Origin of the sequence: Colwellia sp. BRX8-4 (genome assembly GCF_014077345.1) — a bacterium.
GTDB lineage: Bacteria > Pseudomonadota > Gammaproteobacteria > Enterobacterales > Alteromonadaceae > Colwellia_A.
The window spans coordinates 20673-35123 of record NZ_JACGVS010000001.1; the positions used below are offsets into that span (position 1 = coordinate 20673).

Here is a 14451-nt window from a genome sequence, read left to right on the forward strand (position 1 = left end):
TTTCACTTATCGTATTAATTTATTTAATTTGGGCGTTTTAATGTGCTTTCAAATTGATTATGTTCAGTAACAGGCATTGCTGCTCTTACTCTGTCTAGTTCGTCACGGGAAAATTCAACACTAATACTACCAATACCTTGCTCTATACAGCTAAGTATTTCTCCCCAAGGACTGATAATCATACTGTGTCCCCATGTTTCTCTACCATTAAGATGCGTACCATGTTGGCCTGCAGCTACAATATACACTTGATTTTCAATGGCACGTGCTTGTAATAATGTTTGCCAATGTGCTTGACCGGTTACTGTAGTAAAGGCACTTGGTACCGTAATAACATCAGCACCTAACAAGCGAAGTTGGCGATAAAGTTCAGGAAATCTCAAGTCATAACAAATTGTTAAGCCAATATTCACATTTTCAGCTTGCCAACAACAAACTTTATCACCCGCTTGAGTATAGCGAGATTCACGATAACTTTTTTCGTTATCTTCAACATTAGCATCGAATAAATGAATTTTATCGTACTGTATTAACTCATGACCTTGCGGTGAAAAAATACAACTACTGTTAGTAAACTTATCTTCAATTTTGGCTGAGGTTGCTAGTGGAATACTACCAGCAACCAAAAGCACCTGATATTTTTTGGCTAACGTTGCCAGCTTATCTTTTAATGATCGTTTAGATACCGCTAATTGCTCGGCGTCTTTTCCTCCAAAGAACAAACAACACTCAGGTAAAACGACAATATGTTCATCATTCGAAGTAACTGGCGATAATCGAGCTAATTCAGCCTCAATACTCACTAGGTTTTCTTCAACATTGGGTACAGAGCATAGTTGTATTGCCGTAAGTCTAACCATCTAGGTTTATTTCCTTGTGATCTTTTATACCCTCTGTTTTATTTGCTGGTGTAACAGGAGTGATATTGTTCTGATCAGGAATGATATCAATAACTTCAGGAGGTGTTGAACGGCCAACTTTTATATTTTGGGTTTTTTTATCGACGACTTTTACTACGGGTAAGTCAATTGGCCCAGTAACTTCAATTTTATATTCTGAAACAACTTGCGAGGTAATAACGCCATCAAGAGCCAAAGCACCAATAAAGGTCAATGGGTTTAATGTCGCTATCCAGGCAATTGCAGGTAAGCTTGAGGTTAAATTGGGCTTATAAGACATTTTATAATCGAGTACTTGGTCGTTTAAGTTGGTATTACCTTTTATAGATAAGTCGCCTGCCGCACCTTTCATGAAAGTGTTATCGGTATAAACAACGCCATTTTTGACCTCAAAATCTCCTTTAATGGAATCATAGAACATACCATCACTAAAAATATCTCGAAAATCAAACTTCAATTTACGAACTAAGGACTGTAAACTGAGTAGTGAAAATGCTCGGGCTTGATCAGGTACTTCAGCTAAATATCCGTCTGAAAGTTTAACTTGGCTTGTACCGTTAAAGCTTTCTATCGCAAAATCTAATGGGCTACCTGTCCAGTTAAAATTATAGTACATGTCCAATTCACTATCTTTTATCGTTGAAGGATAACCTAATTTCTCGACTTCTTGATCAACATTTTTCGCTTTCAATTTGCCTATAATAGTGGTTTGAGATTCATCGGCATTATGTTGCCAACTGGCATCAAAACTTAATTGTGTTTTACCCCGTGTAGCCGTAAATTTTTTAATGGTTAACGTATCGACAGCAGACCGTTCAATAGAAAAATCAACTTCACCAAAATCAAATTTTCCATAGCTACAACTCGAACATTTCCCACGAATAGGCGGAATATTAGCGAAAATAACATCGTTACTTATCGGTTCTGCTGATGGTTCCTCAACAAGGTTTTCATTAACAAGTTCATCATCTGCCGTTAAATGAATAAAATCAGCATTAAGCTCTATCCCTTGTTGATGCCAATCAGGATAAAACTTAGCTTTGGTACGTGTTTCTTTGGCTTGCAATTCAAGTAACCACCATTGCTCTTCATCGTTAAGATTAAAAGAGACGTCAGTTAATTCTTGTCCTAACACATTAAGCTTTTCAACCTTGCCCCTAATACGTTTAGGCGCACTTAACAGGGCAACATTATCTGCAGCTGTATTTACCGATGCTTGTTCTATGCCATCAAGAATATCAAAAATTAACGGTTGCCACTCGGTTACTGAGGCGGTAGATAAGTTTGTCGTGATATGAAAGCCTTCCGTTGGTAATAACATATGTTCATTACCTAAGACTAAATGTGCTTTAGTAAATTGCACTTTACTATGATTTAACTCACCATAAAAATTTAGCTCATCACCGATTTGTGCGTAAAGTACTGATGAATTTTCCTCTCCAGAAACTTTTACCGCAACATTAAGTACATCATCGGCTATTTTTTTATAAGGCGCAGGTAATGAAAGTGCTATCTTTTCTAAAGTAGAGTCCAGTAAGAGTTCATAACTAAAACCACCTTGGTGGTGCATCTTTAGCGTTAAATCACCTTGCCACGCTAACAGACCCTGACCATATTTTTCAAGTAATTCTGGCAGCTCTTTTTTCCAAACGGTTTCTGGCCACTGCGCTTGTAGGTTAATCAATGTTTGGTAATATTTACGGTTAGTATCCTGGGCTTCTACTTTCAGTACTAAGGGCATTTCTCGCCAATTTAATGTCAGTCCTTGCGTCTTTATTACATCATTTTCGTAGCTCAATTCACCATTCACTTCCGTAAAGTTCATTGCAGGTGCTTGCAATGCTATTTTATTATTCTTGAACTCAACCTTGCCACTTGCCACAGCACTATCAAGATCATTTAAAGGTAAATTTAGTGCAAAGCTACCTGAAATATTTTCTGATACTTGTAGCTGGTTTAGTGTCTCTCCAACCGTGTCGGCCAACGGACTATTGTTCATTAAGTCACTTACTGCATTGGCTTGGGTATCTTTAAAATTCGCGGCAACCGTTAATATTTGTTGGCCAGCTAAATCATCAATAGCAACCTTAACACCGGTAACGTCTATGCCAGTAAGCTCGCCACCTCGACCCGTAATTAGCATGCTGTTGTTAGTGAAATTTAAGTTAGCATCAAAATCATTAATCACCGGCCAACTTGGATCAAACTGAAATTTACTCTTGACCAATTCTGCATTAACAACAAAAATACCGCTATTATCTTCAAATGGGAATTTATCGAGTGGCCCATTAAAAAGCACTTGAGCTTGTGCGAATTCACCGTCAATGATGGCTAAGTTTAAGTAATCGACCAGTTCCTGTCCCATCAATAGATGTGGGTAAAAATAGTTTGCGAGCTTAGCGTCACCTTGATGGACATTAGCGAGTAATGCCATCGTGATTGTTTCATCTTCTAGCGCTTTAATTTCTAAATCGGCGGTAGCATTAAGTTGTTCTGATATCATTTCGATTTGCTGAACTTTCACTAATAGTTCAGCATGATTAAAGTCGACATTAACTTGTGCAGCAATCGATTGGTATGGAATGGGATAAAGAAAGTGTTGGTCAAAATCTAGCTCTCCATTTTGAGCTAACAACTTAACCTGCAAGTTTTTTTGAGTGAAGGTAAGTTCACCACTGACATTTTCAACGCCGGGGATCCCTTGACTAAACGAAGAGGTAACATCCGAAAATTGCGCTACGGCTTTAATATCATCGTCATTATTGAGCAAGTAAACGTCGGTTATCTGTCCAACCGGAGCAAGATCATTTAATAATGTTTCACTTTCTGGGTGGCCAGAAAAAAGTGGATAAAGGTCAGCTAAACCAAACAGCTCTAATGAAGAAATATACGTAAGTAGGCCATTGGCCGTTCTTCTCGTGTTGATGGTTAAAGGCTGCCAAGCCTTATTGTTGGTGTAGAACTGTAATGGTGTGGTCGTAGTGCTTATATTTTTAGCATCGTCAAAATTTTCAACCAAGATATTACCTTCATCGATACGAATACTGTGTAATTCATCTTTAAAAAGCCAGCTCACTTCATTATCGCCTAATGCGATTTGTAATCTGTTGGCTTTGCCTTTGTTTAAGGTATACCAAGCACTAAAATTAACCGATGAATAAGTTTTGTCATTTTCGATAGCAAAAACAGTATCTAGCCACGGAGTTACATTAAGCTTATTCGCTTCAAAGTATAGTTGACCACTTAAATCACGAAGGTCTTGTCCAGATGCATCAAGATTAAATTTAATATTATTAGATGTTAACCCGTCAATAAGCATACTACCCGTAGCTCGATGATGATTACCGTTATTGACCCAAGCAAGTTGGTCGACCAAAAAGGTTCGCGTTTTTGACTCATCTTGTATGGTGATATTACTGTTTATTAATGAAAAGCGATTAATTTGCTGAAACAATACATCGCTGATGGTAGCAATAACCGAACTATCTTCCGCGTTTTGATCTTTTGACGTTAATAATGCTTTATCAAAAAAAACTTGTACACCTGCTAAGGTTATATCTTGAGAAATCAATTTTTGTTGGCGTAAGCTTCCCCAGAAATCAACAGTCAATTCCATGCGAGACACAAATATATTAGCGGTTTGAGTATCTAGTACATTGACTTTTTCAACAACTATCGTCGGCCCGTCAACCGCCCACTCCATACTCAACGAACCTATGCTTACATTGCTGTCATAAGTTTCATTGAGATAATATTGTAAGTCTTGATGAAAATTATGTGCGTAGGGCAAAGATAAACGAAACGCACTGATCAGTACCGCAAAAAGCACCAACAAAATTGCCAATACTTTATACAGTCGATTTAACCAACGATTCGAAAAAGCTGAAATACTCATAAAATGAATTTACTACACACTTAATTATCTTAATTTTTAACTTACGGTGATTGATTTATTTACCGTCAAATCAGGTTTTGAAGCCATTATACTAAATTGCCTACACGGATGTAGGTACTTAGGTTTAGTATGGAACTCTGTACCTGTAAACCTGTGCCTACACGGATGTAGGTACTTAGGTTTAGTCTGGAACTCTATACCTGTAAACCTGTGCCTACACGGATGTAGGTACTTAGGTTTAGTCTGGAACTCTATACCTGTAAACCTATGCCTACACGGATGCAGGTACTTAGGTTTAGTCTGGAACTCTATACCTGTAAACCTGTGCCTACACGGATGTAGGTACTTAGGTTTAGTCTGGAACTATAAACCTAAGTTTAAGTAACAATAAGACCCTAATGGCCTTTATCGATAGTTTTTAATTACATCATAATCACATCAAACTGCTCTTGATTATACATGGTTTCTGTCTGAACTTTAATTTGCTTACCGATGAAAACTTCTAACTCAGCAAGGTGATGATATTCATCATTAATTAGTGACTCACTCACTGCAGAAGAAGCATAAACAGTGAATTTATCTGAATCATAGGCGCGATTTACTCGTACTATTTCACGCAAAATTTCAAAACAAACGGTTTCAACAGTTTTTAAATGCCCTCGACCTGAACACACTGAACATTCTCCACACAATATATGTTCTAGACTCTCTCGGGTACGTTTACGGGTCATTTCTACTAAGCCAAGCTTAGAAAACTTACTAATACTGTATTTAACATTATCTTTCGCCATCGCTACATCTAAACTGTGTAACACACGTTTTTGGTGCTCGGCACTGTTCATGTCAATAAAATCGACAATAATGATGCCACCTAGATTTCTCAGTCTCAACTGTCGAGCAATGACTTGTGTGGCTTCTGAATTAGTATTAAAAATAGTTTCTTCTAGATTACGATGGCCGACAAATCCACCGGTATTTATATCAATCGTGGTCATCGCTTCGGTTTGATCAATAATTAAGTAACCACCCGACTTCAATTCAATTCTTCTATGCAACGCTCTTTGTATCTCATTTTCGACATCAAACAAGTCAAAGATTGGTCGCTCCCCTGGGTAATTTTCTAAAAAAGGGGTTAAATTAGGGACAAATTCTTCGGTAAATTCCCGCAACTGCTCAAAAGTCAGTTTTGAATCGATACGAATTCGTTCAAGATCAATACCAACAAAATCACGGAGTACACGAAATGCTAATGAAAGATCTTGATAGATAGGCGCTTTCATTTGCTTTCTTTTTTTACGGTCTTGCACTTTTTTCCAGACACGACGTAAAAATTCAGCATCATGTTTTAATTCTTTTTCATCAGCACCTTCAGCAGCCGTTCGAACAATAAATCCGTGTTCCTCACTACAATATGGCGTAATAATATCTTTGAGACGATTGCGCTCTTTTGAAGATTCAATACGTTGTGATATGCCCGCATGATTAGCATTTGGCATTAACACCAAATATCGAGCGGCTACGGTAATATCTGTGGTTAAGCGCGCTCCTTTGGTGCCCAGTGGATCTTTAATGACCTGAACCACAATTTGCTGGCCTTCATGCACTAACGCTCTAATGTCAGGTACGTGGTCAGCGGGCAAATCGTCATTACTAATAATGAGTTTAGTGTTGATGTCTGAAGCATGTAAGAACGCGGCTTTTTCTAAATTAATATCAATAAAGGCTGCTTGCATACCCGGTAAAACCCGAATAACTTTACCTAGATAAATATTGCCAACCAAACCACGACGAGATTCACGTTCAACATGAACTTCTTGCAATACGCCATTTTCTATTAGCGCAACTCGAGTTTCACTTGGGGTTACATTAATCAGTAATTCACCGCTCATAAAATTTCTCCGTCGCTGAGGGGGCTTGCTTGGTCTTGAACAGGGGTAGGTAAACCTAACTCAGCCAATAATTTTGCTGTTTCATATAAAGGTAAACCGACTACAGCAGAATAACTACCTTTAATTTGTGTCACAAATTGTCCACCAATACCTTGAATACCGTACGAGCCTGCTTTATCTTGAGGTTCACCGGTATGCCAGTAGCGCTTAATTTCTTCAACAGACAATTTTTTAAAGGTAACATCCGTAGAAATAACCGCGGATAATATTTGTTTGTTTTTTACAACGGCAATGGCGGTCAGTACTTGGTGAGTGTTGTTTGATAACATTAGCAGTTGTTGACAGCATGCTGCAATATTCTCCGGTTTACCAAGAATATGATTGTCGAAAATAACGCTAGTATCAGAACCGAGAACGACACTGCCTGCTACTTGATTTTTTGAGACTACCGTCGCTTTTTCAATCGCCAAACGTAACACATAATCGCTTGGTGATTCATTGTCGATGATGCTTTCATCGATATCAGCAGAAATAGTTTGAAATTGATAACCAAGTTGGCTAAGTAATTCTTTTCTTCGTGGTGACTGTGACGCTAAAATTAAAACAGGCTTCATAGAAAAATTACTCAGTTAACGGGTCAATAACAGGGGTTAAGTAATACGAAAGTGACGACGTACTTTTCTTAATAATAAAAACGCCCAAGGCCACAGTACAATCGTTGTGATCACCGGATATAAATAACTAGGTAGGAACACGGCATCAGTTAAAAACCGTTGCATCCAAAAAACAATTAAATGATATAACGCCGATAAAACACCAACAATGAGTGATTGTTGCCAAACAGAGAAATTTCTAATTTTTTGAAAGTTGCCCGCGATAATATAAACAGCAAGGGCCATCGCCATCGTGTGCACACCGAGAATAGACCCCAGTAAAACATCAAGTAATAAGCCAACAAAACCAGCGGTTATAACATTAACACGCGCGGGTAAGGCTAAGCACCAGTATACTAAGACCACTAATACCCAGTCTGGACGAAAAACATCAATACTCTGGGGTAATGGCATAATGCTGGCGATTAAAGCGATAACCGTAGTAAAAATAATAATCAAAAGGTTACGTATCGACATTATTTAGTCCTGTGTTATCTTCACTTTTTTTATTATCAGGTACGTTTGGTGTTACTACTTTTTGCGAAGGCGCAAAAATCTCTGATGCTTTTTCAGGCCACAGCAATAATAAATAGCGTAATCGATCAATTTTAGCGACCGGCTGACTTTGTACTAAAGCAAAGGCATTTGCATCATTCTGTGAAACTTTGGTCACTCGTGCAACAGGATACCCTTCAGGGTACTTATCACCAAGACCTGAAGTTACTAATAAATCACCCGTGCGAACATCCGTACTGTGTTGCACAAAATTATGGGTTAATCTGTCTATTTGTCCTGTTCCTGAAGCGACTAAACGCACACCATTTCGACTAACTCTAACAGGTACGGCGTGAGTGACATCAGTAATTAAAATAACCCGACTACTATTAATGCCCACATGTAATACTTGCCCAACAATACCTTCATCGTCAATAACAGGTTGACCTTCAAAGACACCATCATCACTGCCACGGTTAATAACGACTTGCTGACTATACGGATCAGAGTCGACTGATATTATTTCAGCGACCATTTTCTTTACTTCACCACGTATCGGCGAGGCCAGTAATAAACGCAACCGCGTATTTTCTTTCTTGATAATTTCAAGTTCTAATAGTTGTTGATGAAAACGCAATTCTTCAACTTTATATTGCTGGTTATCACTGAGTAGTTGTCGCCGCGTAACAATATTTTCGGCAGCCCAAGTCATGACTTGCTTAGGAGTCGTCGCTAAATACTGTAAGGGGCTGACCAGAGACTGTAAATAACCTCGAATATTTTCAAAGCTATTCATTTTGTGATCGAAAAAAATTAAAGACACAGAACAAAACAGCACCAACAAGAGGCGGTGCTGAGGGGAAGGGCCATGTTTAAATATTGGATTCATATAAACCTAAAATTTATTTAGGGAATGGTCATCGTTAAGCTACATAGGTAAATTTAAGTAATAAATACAAGATGACATCAGTCAATAAGTACTTCTACCCGCTAAATTTACCCTACAACGACAGACGGAAGGTTACTTATTCATAAGAGAATAAATCGCCGCCGTGCATATCAATCATCTCAAGCGCTTTACCACCACCAAGAGCCACACACGTAAGTGGATCATCAGCAACGACAACAGGAATGCCAGTTTCTTCCATTAATAAACGATCCAAGTCACGTAATAATGCGCCACCACCAGTAAGTACCATACCACGTTCTGAAATGTCAGAGGCTAGTTCTGGTGGCGCTTGCTCTAAAGCAACCATAATAGCACTAACAATGCCGGTTAGTGGTTCTTGTAGTGCTTCTAATATTTCATTGCTGTTCAACGTAAAACTACGAGGAACACCTTCAGCTAAGTTACGGCCACGTACTTCAATTTCTAATACTTCTTCACCTGGGTAGGCTGAACCAATTTCATGTTTAATACGCTCAGCGGTTGCTTCGCCAATTAAACTACCAAAATTACGACGTACGTAATTGATAATGGCATCGTCAAACTTATCGCCACCGATACGTACAGAAGAAGAATAAACCACACCGTTCAATGAAATAATACCGACTTCAGTGGTACCACCACCAATATCAACTACCATCGAACCTGTAGCTTCTGAAACGGGCATACCTGCACCAATAGCCGCAGCCATTGGTTCGTCAATAAGATAAACTTCACGGGCGCCAGCACCAAGTGCAGACTCACGAATAGCGCGACGTTCAACTTGAGTAGAACCGCAAGGAACACAAACAAGTACACGAGGACTTGGGCGTAAAAAATTATTACTGTGAACTTGTTTAATAAAGTATTGCAGCATTTTTTCAGTAACAAAAAAGTTAGCGATAACACCATCTTTCATTGGGCGAATAGCTTCAATATTACCTGGCGTTCTGCCCAGCATTTGTTTTGCAGCAGAACCTACTGCAGCTACACTTTTTGAACCACCAGAGCGGTCTTGGCGAATAGCAACTACCGAAGGCTCATTCAAAACGATGCCTTGGTCTTTTACATAAATAAGAGTGTTCGCCGTTCCTAAATCTATTGATAAATCATTAGAAAACATGCCGCGTAATTTTTTAAACATAAGATCTAAATATCCTAAAGTGTTATAAAAAGAGAATTAATCTCTTTTATTCTCAACAAAGCATTGAGTTAATCAATGAGCATTTTGTCAAGTTTGTTAATAATATATTATATGGGCTAATCATACCTGAGTGTTTCAAATTTGTGTTGTTTGAATGATAAAAAACATCACTTTTTTAGCATATTTTTAATGACTAAGCCAAAATTGAGGGAATTGTTAATCAATAATGTATTAAATCCCTCATTCTTGTTAAAAAGTCATAGTAACATTTTCTCGATTTGGACAAAATGTTACAATTGCACAATTACGTTTATCGGTTGTGTTACTTACTTTTGCGGTGCAGTTACACTTTCGCCAATCTTTAGTCTTGTATTCAACACCAATAGTTCCCTAATTATTACCATAAAATGACAAAAATATTTTTACACTCGCCGCGAATTAAAAATCAATCTTTTTGGATAACCTATTTAATAAATTTCAGCATTTTACCACGAGATTACCATGCTAATTAATCATATTTATCGGTGAATAAAATTTCATGATGACTAATGAATAAAGATGAATGTTCGGCTTAAAAGCCAACTGTTTTTTATCGGCACATCTTTTCAAATAAATTTAGCGAGCCTAATATAGGTCCTATATAATTATTTTAAGGCAATAAAAAGCCCCGTATTGACGAGGCTGTTTGCACGTAAACGCTACAAATTCGAAACTATTGAATTACACGATTTCTCATGGATAATGCGATTAAAGCAATGGCAAAAATCATAATTGTTGTAGGTTCAGGTACTTGAGCTGGAGTATTGCGAACGTAAAAAGTATCGAAAAAGAAATTGTCATGAACATTAGAAACCCAAACGCTTGAAATGTCACTATCATCTAAATTAAGGCTATCAACACCCATATAGCGTGTATTCCAATATATCGCAGCTTCAATTAAACTCCCATTATCATTGGTAAAATCACTAAGTGTAAGTTCAGATAGTTCAAATAATTCTTCGTTTGTAGTTGCAAATCGCCACCCTTCATTTAGATGAAAATCTTCAGGGCTCATTAATTGATTCCCGTCATAAAACTCTGTATTTACATAAGATGCCCATACCCACTGAAATTGACCTTTAACTATATAAAACTCTTCAGGGATTACATCACTGATTATACAAACCTCATCTTCAGGATCGTCACAAACCCAAACACCAGATTCATCTATTAAGCCAGCATGAGCTGCGCTTGATAACAAATAAATTAGAAAAACAGCTAATTTCAAAGAAAACTTAATCATTATAATTCTCAATTAATGAAAAACTTAGTATATCAACTAGTAAGCACAAGTTATGCCAACCAGTAAATTCCATTAAAAAACAACAGGTTGCTCTTTTAGGTATATATACATAAAGTAAACTGTAAAAATTTCTAACACTTAATGCTAAAACACTGCAACAGACGTTATAGGCTTCTTGCTTCTATTTTAACGGTACGAGATGTTATAACACCGCCGATGGAACATTGACCTGTACTGGTAATAATATAGTAGGTTGTGCCATCAAATTCACCGTCATCATTACAGGTTACTAAAGCTTCGCAATTCTCTAAACCTTTAACATTCGAAAAATCAGGTTCAATTATAATATTTTGGCATGTCGTTCTTATATCAGTGTCATGAGGAAAAACTTCGAGTAATTGCCATTGAGCCCCCGTCTGCGCTGCTGCATATGCACGCGTACCGATAACTTCATAAGCTACAGACTCAGCACTTGATGATAATATTTTAACCAACCCCGCACCAAGTAAAGCCATTACCACAATGACAAAAATAGCGATAACGATAGCACTACCCTTTTGCTTGGCTGTGACTTGAATAACGCAATCATCGCGTTTATGTAAATTTATACTTCTATCGCTATGGAACATTCGGCACCTGTATTTCATTCTCAAATAAAATTTCTTCGAATTGCCTTGTAAAATATAATCGAATCGAAACAATTGCATTTCGCTGCAAATTAGCACCAATCGTACTAAAGGCAGAATCATCTTTTAGATATTCTGCCATTACAGCTCTATTGCTTAAGTTGACTGGCTCGCCGGTGATACTATGACTTGTCACATCGTATCGAATTAAACTATTATTGTCATCGCTGCCTTCGATACAATACATCACAGAGTCGTCGATAAAATATACTCTGTTGGTTGTTGATTCTTCGGCAAATAGCACTGAACTATCTAATGTTAAAACATGCGGGTCTATCGAAGAGTTAGTCGAATAAATTGCACTATCAATAGGATAAAACTTCTGATTAGATGAAAGATAAACATCATTCGAATTTAAAGGGTAAACGATCGCATTAAAGGTTACTACATCTGTAATACTGACCGTGGTCGAAGCTGGCACAATAGTAACTTTATCACTTGCTGAGTCTGGAGCAACGGGGATATCAACATAAATAGCACTAGATTGAATCGGCATAAACTCTAAACAGCCGTTGGTCGTTATCCGTGCACTATTAGGCAACGCACCTCTAAGTTCTCTGTTGAGTCTTTCAATGGCAAACCGGGCAGATGATAATATTTGATCTCGTGCCGATACATCAGAATATATTTGACTGCCAAATTGTAAAAAAGAGCTAACACCTACCGCGAGTATACCCAATAATACCATAGCGACTATAAACTCAATTAACGTAAAGCCTTTTGATTTTATATTTTTAAAATGCCCCGTTTTAAAGTTTTCTTTTTTTGAATGTAAGCAATGAATAGCATTTATTTTAAGGTTATTGGGCTGACAAAAACGAGAAAGCATTAGAAGTTCACCCTATATACCGAAAAAATGTAATCATCATCTTGTGGGCTGCGCACAGTAATAGTAATTAACTTTGTTGTTTTTTCATCATCAACACTTGCATCATATGTTCCACTATAATCACTGTCATAAATTACCGAAACATTCATAGAGAAGCCGACATAAACATCAGAAATAGGATTACCTTGAGAGTTGAGAATGTTATCGTCAGTAAAATTAATCGAGTTGTAATCATCTACATCATTATAATCAACGCGCTGCTCACTGCCGTCAGCACCCAAATTCGCCGATGTAGTACAAAGATCTGCAGAAATTTCTCCACATCGTAAAAAACCACCGGACATATCAGAGTTTTCATCAAAGGCTTTGCCTAAAATTTCATTGATCATGGATTGACCTAATTCCGCAGCTCTGATCTGATGAACTTGAGCAGCACTTTGGCTTGCTAGAGGATATATCAAAGTTGTTAGCACGGCATAAGTAGTAGATAAAACCACGATACCGACAATAATTTCAATCAGCGTAAAGCCAGTTTGTTTTGCAGTACTCTGATATTTTATCTGATTAATTAACAGCATAAATATAGCCTTGATCGTTAATGGCAACAATGAGGGTTTGTTCTTTACCAACTATACTAATTTGGCAAGGAGAAACACAATCAACAGGTCGTCCTAAATGATCAAAAGAAAAAAGTGTTGAACCACCTGCATATTGAAAGCTCACCCCATCTTCGATTATTTTAACGATGGTGGTACTGTTCACATTATTATCAACAAAAGTTGTGCAGCTAACATCTGGAATACCTAACTTATCACTCGTAACTAATACATCATGACACCCGCTAACAGAGGTATCTTGCATGGCACGTAACTGAATACTGCGAAGTTTGGTAACGGTTTCATCTTGATAGATTATTTCTTCATATCCACCTGTTGATTGCATTTTAGGGATTACGGTGGCAGAAATAATACCAATAAGTATGATCACAACAACTAGTTCAATTGTAGTGAAACCAGTTATATTCTTAAAGTTATTATAATTCAATTTATAAAGCATTAACTCCCCCTTATTAAATCTCTTTACTTAGAGAGTTTCATAATTTAAATGCAAGGGTTTACCCCTGCTACAGACTTACGATTTTCGCCCCCTTGCCTGTAATAAGCTATACAATCAAATACAATGCGAGTAGGGGGAGCACCTTCTCTATCGGATCTATATATAATTAATGATCCATCTCCAGCAATGAGCATAGAATAAACATTCTCGTCAACTTCAATCAACCTTTTCCAATCTGCAACATTTGCTTTGGGGTAACCGTAATGAATATTAAGAGGACCATCAGACAAGGCAACTGTTGGTGAATCATTTCTATGGATATTCTGATTTCCAGCAACTATAGACTTACTATAGACAAGAGCCGACGCTCCTTCTAAAGATCCCTTTACAGCTTCTAATGTCGCTGTATGAGCATCAGATGTTATGTCTATGTATTTTGGCGCTACTGTGGCAGCAAGAATACCTAAAATAACAATAACCACGATCAACTCAATAAGCGTAAAGCCTTGAGTAATTTTTTTTGACTGTATTAGTGTCACTTTAGAGTCCATTGATACTTTCACTTTTGAAAAATCTCATCTATTTAATATTAAATAGCATATCGTATTTGTTTATAAAAATATATCTTGTAAACGACAAACAATTAACCGATTAAATATTGTAAATATAGATGAAGCACTTTACTCTTTATGCACTAT

General features: G+C 37.4%; 13 protein-coding genes. All 13 read right to left on the minus strand.

The window, feature by feature from the left end; translation table 11 throughout:
• Positions 1 to 23: 23 nt before the first annotated feature.
• A complete protein-coding gene (locus H4J56_RS00090) occupies positions 24 to 860 on the minus strand; it encodes a carbon-nitrogen hydrolase family protein (RefSeq protein ID WP_182251056.1) in 837 nt (278 codons plus the stop codon).
• Positions 853 to 4794: a YhdP family protein gene (locus H4J56_RS00095; RefSeq protein ID WP_182251057.1), complete on the minus strand. Its 3942-nt coding sequence runs from the start codon at positions 4792 to 4794 to the stop codon at positions 853 to 855. Before H4J56_RS00095 ends, H4J56_RS00090 begins: the two co-directional genes overlap by 8 nt.
• 422 nt (positions 4795 to 5216) lie before the next feature.
• Positions 5217 to 6683 carry a ribonuclease G gene (gene rng / locus H4J56_RS00100; protein WP_182175473.1) on the minus strand — a complete coding sequence of 489 codons (1467 nt, stop codon included), beginning with the start codon at positions 6681 to 6683 and terminating at the stop codon, positions 5217 to 5219.
• On the minus strand, positions 6680 to 7297 hold the full coding sequence (locus H4J56_RS00105) for a nucleoside triphosphate pyrophosphatase (RefSeq protein ID WP_182251058.1): 618 nt from the start codon (positions 7295 to 7297) through the stop codon (positions 6680 to 6682). The genes rng and H4J56_RS00105 overlap by 4 nt, the downstream gene beginning before the upstream one ends.
• A gap of 36 nt (positions 7298 to 7333) precedes the next feature.
• Positions 7334 to 7813 carry a rod shape-determining protein MreD gene (mreD, locus tag H4J56_RS00110; protein WP_070375567.1) on the minus strand — a complete coding sequence of 160 codons (480 nt, stop codon included), beginning with the start codon at positions 7811 to 7813 and terminating at the stop codon, positions 7334 to 7336.
• On the minus strand, positions 7800 to 8720 hold the full coding sequence (gene mreC / locus H4J56_RS00115; RefSeq protein WP_182244109.1) for a rod shape-determining protein MreC: 921 nt from the start codon (positions 8718 to 8720) through the stop codon (positions 7800 to 7802). Before mreC ends, mreD begins: the two co-directional genes overlap by 14 nt.
• Before the next feature lie 136 nt (positions 8721 to 8856).
• Entirely contained in the window at positions 8857 to 9900 is a 1044-nt protein-coding gene (locus tag H4J56_RS00120) for a rod shape-determining protein (RefSeq protein WP_070375565.1), read from the minus strand.
• A 712-nt stretch (positions 9901 to 10612) separates the two neighbouring features.
• On the minus strand, positions 10613 to 11182 hold the full coding sequence (locus H4J56_RS00125) for a PEP-CTERM sorting domain-containing protein (RefSeq protein ID WP_182251059.1): 570 nt from the start codon (positions 11180 to 11182) through the stop codon (positions 10613 to 10615).
• A gap of 164 nt (positions 11183 to 11346) precedes the next feature.
• Entirely contained in the window at positions 11347 to 11811 is a 465-nt protein-coding gene (locus tag H4J56_RS00130) for a type II secretory pathway component (RefSeq protein ID WP_182251060.1), read from the minus strand.
• Positions 11801 to 12697, minus strand: a complete 897-nt coding sequence (locus tag H4J56_RS00135; RefSeq protein ID WP_182251061.1) for a PilW family protein — start codon at positions 12695 to 12697, stop codon at positions 11801 to 11803. Before H4J56_RS00135 ends, H4J56_RS00130 begins: the two co-directional genes overlap by 11 nt.
• On the minus strand, positions 12697 to 13275 hold the full coding sequence (locus H4J56_RS00140) for a prepilin-type N-terminal cleavage/methylation domain-containing protein (RefSeq protein ID WP_182251062.1): 579 nt from the start codon (positions 13273 to 13275) through the stop codon (positions 12697 to 12699). Before H4J56_RS00140 ends, H4J56_RS00135 begins: the two co-directional genes overlap by 1 nt.
• Complete coding sequence (locus H4J56_RS00145; protein WP_182251063.1) at positions 13262 to 13753, minus strand: hypothetical protein; 492 nt, start codon at positions 13751 to 13753, stop codon at positions 13262 to 13264. The genes H4J56_RS00140 and H4J56_RS00145 overlap by 14 nt, the downstream gene beginning before the upstream one ends.
• Before the next feature lie 44 nt (positions 13754 to 13797).
• Complete coding sequence (locus tag H4J56_RS19850) at positions 13798 to 14292, minus strand: prepilin-type N-terminal cleavage/methylation domain-containing protein (protein ID WP_310733820.1); 495 nt, start codon at positions 14290 to 14292, stop codon at positions 13798 to 13800.
• Between the last annotated feature and the right edge of the window lie 159 nt (positions 14293 to 14451).

Excerpts from the sequence above, each read along its gene's own strand:
- H4J56_RS00090 (WP_182251056.1), bottom strand. The coding sequence starts at position 860 with ATGGTTAGACTTACGGCAATACAACTATGCTCTGTACCCAATGTTGAA.
- H4J56_RS00095 (WP_182251057.1), bottom strand. The coding sequence starts at position 4,794 with ATGAGTATTTCAGCTTTTTCGAATCGTTGGTTAAATCGACTGTATAAA.
- rng (WP_182175473.1), bottom strand. The coding sequence starts at position 6,683 with ATGAGCGGTGAATTACTGATTAATGTAACCCCAAGTGAAACTCGAGTT.
- H4J56_RS00105 (WP_182251058.1), bottom strand. The coding sequence starts at position 7,297 with ATGAAGCCTGTTTTAATTTTAGCGTCACAGTCACCACGAAGAAAAGAA.
- mreD (WP_070375567.1), bottom strand. The coding sequence starts at position 7,813 with ATGTCGATACGTAACCTTTTGATTATTATTTTTACTACGGTTATCGCT.
- mreC (WP_182244109.1), bottom strand. The coding sequence starts at position 8,720 with ATGAATCCAATATTTAAACATGGCCCTTCCCCTCAGCACCGCCTCTTG.
- H4J56_RS00120 (WP_070375565.1), bottom strand. The coding sequence starts at position 9,900 with ATGTTTAAAAAATTACGCGGCATGTTTTCTAATGATTTATCAATAGAT.
- H4J56_RS00125 (WP_182251059.1), bottom strand. The coding sequence starts at position 11,182 with ATGATTAAGTTTTCTTTGAAATTAGCTGTTTTTCTAATTTATTTGTTA.
- H4J56_RS00130 (WP_182251060.1), bottom strand. The coding sequence starts at position 11,811 with ATGTTCCATAGCGATAGAAGTATAAATTTACATAAACGCGATGATTGC.
- H4J56_RS00135 (WP_182251061.1), bottom strand. The coding sequence starts at position 12,697 with ATGCTTTCTCGTTTTTGTCAGCCCAATAACCTTAAAATAAATGCTATT.
- H4J56_RS00140 (WP_182251062.1), bottom strand. The coding sequence starts at position 13,275 with ATGCTGTTAATTAATCAGATAAAATATCAGAGTACTGCAAAACAAACT.
- H4J56_RS00145 (WP_182251063.1), bottom strand. The coding sequence starts at position 13,753 with ATGCTTTATAAATTGAATTATAATAACTTTAAGAATATAACTGGTTTC.